Origin of the sequence: uncultured Bradyrhizobium sp., assembly GCF_947648125.1 — a bacterium.
Taxonomy (GTDB): Bacteria; Pseudomonadota; Alphaproteobacteria; order Rhizobiales; family Xanthobacteraceae; genus Bradyrhizobium.
In genome coordinates this window covers 40,790-48,311 of the sequence record NZ_CANSMR010000042.1, presented here as the reverse complement: position 1 = coordinate 48,311, position 7,522 = coordinate 40,790, and the positions used below count along the sequence as shown (strand labels likewise).

The following is a 7,522-nucleotide window of genomic DNA, read 5'->3' as shown; positions in this document are numbered from 1 at the left end:
GATTCAGCTGGATCACGTCGGCACCCTGCGACTCGCCGGGCATCTCGTAGCCCTCTGGCGGCTTCCAGCCGCGGGAGTCCATCGTGCGCGCGGGGTGCCAACCCCGGGTCTGGAGCCAGCGGGTGTACTCGCGGGTGCGGATCATCTTCCCGCTGGGCAAGCTGTCGAGCGCGGTACGGATGGCCGAGCTGGGCACGAAGCCTGTCGCGCTGTGCTGGCGCAGCAGCTTGCGCAGCAAGTCGGGCAGCACGTCGTCCACGTCCGACACCGGCACGCCGATACCGTCGCGCATCTGCGCCTGGTTGAACGCGAACACCGCGTCGGCCGCTGCGCGTACCAGGCGCAGGTAGGTCGCTTCGTCGTCCACGAAGCGCGCCTTTGCCTCTGCGAAGATCTGGCGCGCCTCGCCGGCCCATGCCTGCTCGATCGGGCGCAGGACGTCCACGGGCATCAGCCGGCGGTTGCCGGTCTCGTCGCGGTTCATCTCGTGCTTGTTGGCCGTGCCGATGAGCGCGAAGCGCCGCGGGTGTGCGCTGGCGCGCTTCTCGTACGGCGCGCGGTACACGTCCTGGCATTCGGTCGTCCACTGCTTGATGTCCTCCACGTCGCGCTTCGCCATGCCCGACATCTCGCCCAGCTCGGCAATGGCGCTCACGCTGGCGGCCATGGTCATGCGGATCTCGTCGGCGAACTTCAGCGAGGCCGGCGGCGGCACGCCCAGTGCGCGCGCCATGTCGGCAACAAAGACGCCCTTGCCGAGACCGCCCTGGCCGATCAGCACCGGTACCACCGGGCACGGCGCGCCGGGCTTGAGCTGGCGCATGAGCACGCCGGCGAAGAACAGCTGCGTCGACAGCATGAGCGCCTCAGAGGGCATCGCGCCGCACAACTCGGGAAAGAAGTTATCCAGCCGCGGCGTACCGTCCCACTTCGGCAGGCCCAGCACGGCGTCGCGCCACGGGTCGACCGTGCGGCGGTAGGCCAGGGTGTCGATGGCGTCTTCGATCGGCTTCTTCGTGACGTTGTGGCAGCCGATGCGCGACAGCGCGTCGAGCAGGTCGCCCGTGTCGGGCACGTCGTCGCGGTCCATGGTGCCCGTGCTGGCGTTGTACGAGGGCAGCGCGTCGAGCTCGTCGAGCAGCACCGTCAGGCCGTGCGTGATGTTCACGAGCGGCGCGGACTTCTTGCCGGCCGGCTCGGGATATTCGACCAAACCGCACAGCTTCTCGGCGGCCAGCGACAGCGGTGTGTCGAGGTCGGCAGCGCGGTCATCGGTGAACTCGAAGAACTCCTGCAGCTTGTGGGACCAGACGCCCGGGCGGTCGCCCATCATGACGATCTCGGCCTTGTCGTAGTGCTTCGGCTCGAGGTTGGGGTTCCACGTGTCAAACGGGTCTGCGCAGTTGAAGCCCAGGGACAGCGGCAGTGCGTCGACCACCTGCTGCACGGTCTGCCGTCCGATGTCCTTGATGGCCAGCTCCCAGGTCGCGGGCAGCTTCTTGTCACCCAGCGCGCGCGTGGCGATCAGGCCCAGGCGCTCGCCGTCGGCGATCTCCAGGCCGTTCGCTATGGCGTTCTCTCGTTGATAGTTGATGGCTATCTTCTTCGCCTCGCGCCGGCGTGCGTCCCGGGCCTGGCGCTTCATCGTCTCGAAGCGGCGCACGTCGATTTCGCGCAGTGGCGTGAGCGCGCCCACGTCGAGCAGCCCTTCCGGCGTGCGTGCGCGCAGCGGCGCGCCCTTGGGGCGCTCGGCGCGCACCAGCACGCGCCCGCCGTCCGGGATGTTGCGCGGCACGTCTTCGCTGCACACCGGTTCGGCCTCGAACATCAGGCGTGAGGGCTGGTAGACCAGCGAATCGGAGAGCTGGCGCACGAGCAGCGCGCCGGACTTCGAGATTTTCACGAGCCCCCGCCCGGCCAGCCATTCCTCGGCCTGCATGCGCACGGCCAGCGCGGGGATGTCCGTGCCGCGCGTAACCGCGAAGTAGACATGCACGCCGCGCAGCCCGCGGTCGCCCACGTACGACGAGGACGAGGGCCGCGCGATGCGCGTGACGTGCGCGAGCCAGGGGTGGCACGCTTCGAGCGCATCGAGCGCGGCGTCCAGCGACGTGAAGCCGCCGGTGTCGACGTCCACATCGATCGGGCACAGCGTGGCACCGGGTGACCAGTCGAACGTGGCGTTCGTGCGCGCCACGGCGCGCGGGTTGAAGTCGGCACGCGCTCGTGTGGTCAGCTCCGAATCGCCGGCGCGCGGCAGCCCGCAGGTGATGGCCTGATTGGGCGTCAGGTTGCGCAAAGCCGAATCGAGATGCGATACGTCCTCGATGTGCAGCACGCGTGCGGCGCCTTCGGTCATGTGCGCGATGGCACTGCTGGTAACCCTTCCGTGTTCGTCCGGGGCGAAGCGTTTGGTGAGGTCGCACGAGTGCGACGTGATTTGTGTAAATCGAATGTCGATCAAGATTCGCGGCTTTCTTTGGAGGTGTGAGTATTCTCCTACCAGTCGCGCACGGTTGCACATTGAAATGCGCTATCGCCGCACGGGCCTGATAGTTAGGCCATTCAAGTCGTTTCGCATTGGCACGAATCTTGCTAGATGACAGAATGACACTATGACAGTACTTTATGACTTATATCTAGAAATAGAGAATGTATATTAATAAGGATTAAGGTACCGTTTAGTAGTTGGTAGAGCTTCCTAGAAATGACACGTCAGTCATGTCATCCGTCATGGCAGGTTAGTGGGCACTCTCCGATAAATAGCTAGACTTTGCTTTCGATTCGCGCTACATTCGTGCCACATTCACGACCGAGCGCAAGAAAGCCATGACAAACCCGCAAGTTTCGCACTCAATTCTCTCATTCTCCGGGCGCAAACGCTGGAAAAGCTGCCCCATCAGCGTCCAAATGTCCAAAGGCATGTCCGATTCATCCGGCCCCGCAGCCGCCGAGGGAACTTGCGCCCACACCGTGGCCGAGCACTACGTCAAGCAGCACTTTGCGCTACCCGGCGCGCCGGCGGCTGGCGCCGTTGCGCCCGACCAGGTCCCGCCGCCTGGGCTCGACCTGAAGGGCGACACGCCGCAACGTTGGAACGAGACGCTGCGCCACCACGGCCGCGGCTACCGCGACTTCATCAAATCGCGGATCCCGGCCGGTGCGACGGACGTCGCCGTGGTGGTCGAGATGCGCGTAGCCATCGGCTCGATCTCGCCGGACCTGTTCGGCACTGCCGATTGCCTGGTGCTGTACCGTCTCGACGGTGTGTGGCACCTCATCGTGGTCGACTACAAGTACGGCTTCGCCGACGTGGACGTGGGCACCTACGACGAGCCCAACGAGCAACTGGCAGCCTATGCCGTCGCAGCAGCCGAAGCGCTGGGCGAGAAGGGCATCCGCCCCGAGAAGCTCGCGCTTGCGGTGTACCAGCCCCGCCGGCCGCTGGCCGCGCCATCGCAAACCCTGGCGCTCGACGCTGCCTGGCTTGCGATCGAGCGCGCCAAGCTGGTCCGCGAGGTGGCCGCCGTCGCGAACCCGGGCGCGCCAGTGCCGGGCGACCACTGCCGGTACTGCAAAGGCAAGCCGAAGTGCCCGGCGGTGCACAGCTCGCTCAGTACCGCTTTGGCGGCCTATGCTGGCGAAAAGAACCTGCTCGATATGCCCGAAGACGACATCGTGCAGTTGTTCGCCGCGCGCACCGCCTTTAAAGCGTTTTGGGAGGACATCGAAGAACGCATCGAGCAGCTCGTGAAGGCCGGACACAAGAACCTGCGGGTCAAGGAGACGCAGGGGCGCCAGATGTGGAAAGACCCGAAGGCCGCGGCCGAGACGCTGCTGGCCATGAACCGGCTCGACCTGCTGCAGCCCGTGGCCATCTCCAACGCGCTGCCCGTGCTTCCGGTCGAGTTCCATGCCGAGCTCGTGAAGCGCTCGGCAAACTCGCGCACGATCCAGGTTGTCGACGTGCAGGCGCCGAGTGCCATCGCGACAATGTTCAAGAATTATGCGAAAGGCGCTTGACACTTCGATAACCCGCTACCTACAATCAAATCCAGCGCGTGCCTCCCGGCGCTATACGGGGGTTCTTCAAATCTCAACCTGAATGGAATCTTCAACATGTCTCAAAATCTCATCGACCACGTTGCCATCCTCACCAGCTCGGCCCTCGCGAGCGCCCAGGTGAACAAGCTCAAGCCCGGTCGCGGCCCCGAGTTCTACGCCGTCATCGCCTTCCCGCCAGCAGCCGGCGCTGCGCTCCATGCGCTGTGCCTGCAAGTCGCGACGCTGACCGCGGACATTCAAGTCAACGTCAAGCCCAACGCCTCCACAAAGAAGCCCATCGTCGGCATTCCGCCCGACTGGCTCATCGTGCGCGCCTCGACGCAGTACGCGCCCTACGTGGCCGACGAATCGGGCAAGCAGCTCATGCAGGACGTTCCCACCGATGCCGCGAAGATCCGCCAGTGCTTCTACGCCGGCAAGCGCGTGCGTGCCGCCCTGAGCGCCTTCGCATGGAGCCACGCGACCGGCGGTAAGGGTGTCTCGTTCAACATCGATGGCGTGATGGCCGTCGAAGACGGCGAGCGCCTGGCCATCGGCAACGGTGCCATGGTGAACGCCTTCGAGAAGTTCGCGCAACCTGCAGCGGCTGGTGCCGTGGCTGGCAGTGCGAACCCCTTCGCAGGCGCGTCGACGGGCAACGCCGCAGCACCTGCTGCCGCGCCCGCACCGGCAGCCAACGCGAACCCCTTCGCCGCCGCGGCCACCGCCGGCGCGAACCCTTTCGCCACGGCCGCGTGAACGAAACGGCGACACCGGCGGATCATTTCTCTCGGGGAGTGAACCAAGCGCTTGCCGCTTCCCGCTCGCGTGCCAAATTGCGACGGTTGCGTGAAGCGGCGGACTGGATCAACGAATGGGACGATTTCGAGGACGAGGTACAGTTCTGAAATAGCCGCAGCAAGCCCGCCAGCGCCTCGCTGGTGGGCTTTTCTCATATGACCCGCTACAACCCTACGCGCTCGCTCTCGCTGGTCCTTCCTTGGCCCCCATCGGTCAACCGGATCTGGCGCGCCGTGGCGGGCCGTGTCGTGCTATCGGAATCGGCGCGCAAGTACGCCGTGACGTGTGCAAACGCGCTGCCTACGGGCCCTGTCGACCCCCTGCGCGGTCGGCTGCAGGTGGTGATGACACTACAAGCTCCCGCAGCACTTGCGAATAGGTGCTATGATATCGCTAATCGTGAGAAGCACGTTTTTGATGTTCTCACGAGACAGCGCGTCTGGGTGGATGACAGCCAGATAGACGGATTGATGATATTGCGCGGCACGCCGCAGGGTGCGGGTGCCGCGATACTGGACATAACGGAGCTTCCTTGAACTGTGGGGTTTACGCGATCGTCGCGCCGTCCGGCAAGCGGTATATCGGCAGTTCTGCACACATCCCGAAGCGGTGGAGTAAGCACCGCACGGATTTGCAGCGCGGCACGCATCACTGTCGGGCGTTACAACTCGCGGCCAATAAATACGGCATTGCAACACTGCAGTTCGTCGTGCTCGAACTCTGCCCACGCGACAAACTGATCGCGCGTGAACAAAATTTCATCGACGCAACGCCGGCGCGGGTGCGCTACAACTCCGCGTTGGTTGCAGGCGCCGCCATGGAAGGCCGCACGCACAGCGCAGAAACGCGAGCCAAGCAGTCTGCCGTCAAGTTAGGTCTGACAAAATCTCCGGAGACACGCCAGCGAATGTCCGCGTACTCAAAAGCGCGCAGCACGCAGCACCTGGCTAAACTCGCCGCGGCGTTGACAGGCAAAACAGCAAGCGCCGAGACGCGGGAAAAGCAACGGAAAGCCAAGCTCGGAAAGCCGCAGACAGCGGCGCACATTCAAAAAGTCAAAAACGCGCTAGCCGATACCGTGCGACGAGACAACAAGACAGGCGTGCGGGGTGTATCGATCGTGGGTACGAAGTTTGCGGCACGCGTCAGTATCGCCGGAAAGTACCGACACTTAGGCCGCTTCGACAGCCTACAATCCGCCTTAGCGGCCATCCAGACGGCCAAGCAGGAGATACCAGAATGACCGATCGCGTTCTCATGCCTCCACGTACCACCGCTCACTGGCTCGCCATCCTGACCGCCTGCGGCGTCGACGCCGCGACCGCACAGCTCTGGGCGCAGGTCTTCGCCGACACGCTCAAGCCCGACTCGTTCTCGCGGGGCGATGACGATCTCGAAGATTTCCTACCGAACGCGCTGCACGAAAGCACGATGCTCACGCAGCTCGAAGAGAACCTGAACTACACGCCCGATGCGCTGCTGGCCACGTTCGGCGCGCACCGCATCACGCCCGAGCAAGCGCAGGCAGTCGGGCGCGTGCCGGGCAAGCACGCCGCCGACCAGCGGGCCATCGCGAACATCGTCTACGGCGGCGAGTGGGGTCGGAAGAACCTCGGCAACATCCTGCCCGACGATGGCTGGCGCTACCGCGGCCGCGGCATCCCAGGCATCACGGGCGCCGACAACTACCGGCGCGTGGGCGACCTGGTAGGCCAGAACCTCGAAGGTATTCCCGACCTGCTCGCGCAGCCACGCTTCGCACTCGAAGCCGGCATCGAGTGGTGGGAGGATCGAATTCCCGACAGCATGCTCGGCGAGACAACGGCGCTGCGTAAGCGCGTCAACGGCGGCACGCTGGGACTTGCCGAGGTTCAACGACTCACGCGCCTTGTGCGCCCTGTACTGGAGACCAACCATGGATGAGATCAAAGCCCTACGCGAAGAGATCGCCAAGTTGCGCGAACGTGTCGCTGTGCTGGAAGTCGAGGCTGCACGCAGTCGTCCACTAGGCGTTATTGACTGGTCAAAGCCCGTGCAGATCGGATCCCCGCAGTACGTGCAAACGGGGCCGTTGCCGCCGGGCACGATCACCTGCCGTGCAGGAGGTCCGCTATGAGCGACTTCGACTGGAAAGCAACTATCGGTGCCGTAGCGCCGGGCCTCGCGGCGGCCCTCGGCGGCCCGCTGGCCGGCGCGGCCGTCAAGGTCATCGCCGACAAGGTGTTCGGCAACCCCAATGCGTCTGAGGCCGACCTGGCTGCGGCGCTCGCATCAGGTACGCTGACTGGTGAGCAGATATCGGCGCTGAAGCAGGCCGAGATCTCGATGCAAGTCGAGATGGCCCGCATCGACCAGGCGAGCGACGCGGCCTACCTTGCCGACACCGACAGCGCGCGCAAGCAGACCGTAGCGCTGGCCCAGGCCGGCAGCGGCATCTCGTGGGCGCCAGTGGTCATCAGCGCGCTCATCGTGGGCGGCTTCTTCACCTGCGTGTACATGCTGTTCCTTGTGGAACGCAATTGGGATGAGCGCACGGCCAACCTGTTGAATGTGCTGTTTGGTGCACTGACCGTCAGCTTCACGCAGGTGGCGAACTACTGGCTCGGCAGTTCGGCCGGCTCGAAGCGTGCAGGTGACTCGCTGCGCAAGATTGCGGAACAGCCCGGAAAGGGCTGAG

Annotated in this window: 8 protein-coding genes; 7 read left to right on the top strand and 1 reads right to left on the bottom strand. The window is 64.7% G+C overall.

Annotated elements, in window-relative coordinates; translation table 11 throughout:
- On the bottom strand, positions 1-2,464 hold a 2,464-nt coding region (locus Q0030_RS37820; protein WP_298379342.1), incomplete at its 3' end, for a VapE domain-containing protein.
- A 365-nt stretch (positions 2,465-2,829) separates the two neighbouring features.
- On the opposite strand from Q0030_RS37820, the gene Q0030_RS37815 reads away from it, so the two are divergent.
- The 7 genes from Q0030_RS37815 to Q0030_RS37790 all read left to right on the top strand — a co-directional run bounded on the left by Q0030_RS37815 (position 2,830) and on the right by Q0030_RS37790 (position 7,521).
- Complete coding sequence (locus tag Q0030_RS37815) at positions 2,830-4,023, top strand: DUF2800 domain-containing protein (protein ID WP_298379340.1); 1,194 nt, start codon at positions 2,830-2,832, stop codon at positions 4,021-4,023.
- 96 nt (positions 4,024-4,119) lie between these two features.
- On the top strand, positions 4,120-4,803 hold the full coding sequence (locus Q0030_RS37810; protein WP_298379337.1) for an ssDNA-binding protein: 684 nt from the start codon (positions 4,120-4,122) through the stop codon (positions 4,801-4,803).
- A gap of 197 nt (positions 4,804-5,000) precedes the next feature.
- Positions 5,001-5,381 (top strand): RusA family crossover junction endodeoxyribonuclease, encoded by a 381-nt coding sequence (locus Q0030_RS40645; protein WP_363323538.1) that lies wholly within the window; start codon positions 5,001-5,003, stop codon positions 5,379-5,381.
- On the top strand, positions 5,378-6,088 hold the full coding sequence (locus Q0030_RS37805) for a GIY-YIG nuclease family protein (protein WP_298379334.1): 711 nt from the start codon (positions 5,378-5,380) through the stop codon (positions 6,086-6,088). Before Q0030_RS40645 ends, Q0030_RS37805 begins: the two co-directional genes overlap by 4 nt.
- Entirely contained in the window at positions 6,085-6,768 is a 684-nt protein-coding gene (locus Q0030_RS37800; RefSeq protein WP_298379327.1) for a hypothetical protein, read from the top strand. The genes Q0030_RS37805 and Q0030_RS37800 overlap by 4 nt, the downstream gene beginning before the upstream one ends.
- Complete coding sequence (locus Q0030_RS37795) at positions 6,761-6,961, top strand: hypothetical protein (protein ID WP_298379324.1); 201 nt, start codon at positions 6,761-6,763, stop codon at positions 6,959-6,961. The genes Q0030_RS37800 and Q0030_RS37795 overlap by 8 nt, the downstream gene beginning before the upstream one ends.
- Positions 6,958-7,521, top strand: coding sequence for a hypothetical protein (locus tag Q0030_RS37790; RefSeq protein ID WP_298379321.1), 564 nt, complete (start codon positions 6,958-6,960; stop codon positions 7,519-7,521). Before Q0030_RS37795 ends, Q0030_RS37790 begins: the two co-directional genes overlap by 4 nt.
- Position 7,522: the final 1 nt, after the last annotated feature.

What these genes read in the sequence shown, in the direction of transcription:
- Q0030_RS37815 (WP_298379340.1), top strand. Translation starts at nt 2,830, where the DNA reads ATGACAAACCCGCAAGTTTCGCACTCAATTCTCTCATTCTCCGGGCGC.
- Q0030_RS37810 (WP_298379337.1), top strand. Translation starts at nt 4,120, where the DNA reads ATGTCTCAAAATCTCATCGACCACGTTGCCATCCTCACCAGCTCGGCC.
- Q0030_RS40645 (WP_363323538.1), top strand. Translation starts at nt 5,001, where the DNA reads ATGACCCGCTACAACCCTACGCGCTCGCTCTCGCTGGTCCTTCCTTGG.
- Q0030_RS37800 (WP_298379327.1), top strand. Translation starts at nt 6,085, where the DNA reads ATGACCGATCGCGTTCTCATGCCTCCACGTACCACCGCTCACTGGCTC.
- Q0030_RS37795 (WP_298379324.1), top strand. Translation starts at nt 6,761, where the DNA reads ATGGATGAGATCAAAGCCCTACGCGAAGAGATCGCCAAGTTGCGCGAA.
- Q0030_RS37790 (WP_298379321.1), top strand. Translation starts at nt 6,958, where the DNA reads ATGAGCGACTTCGACTGGAAAGCAACTATCGGTGCCGTAGCGCCGGGC.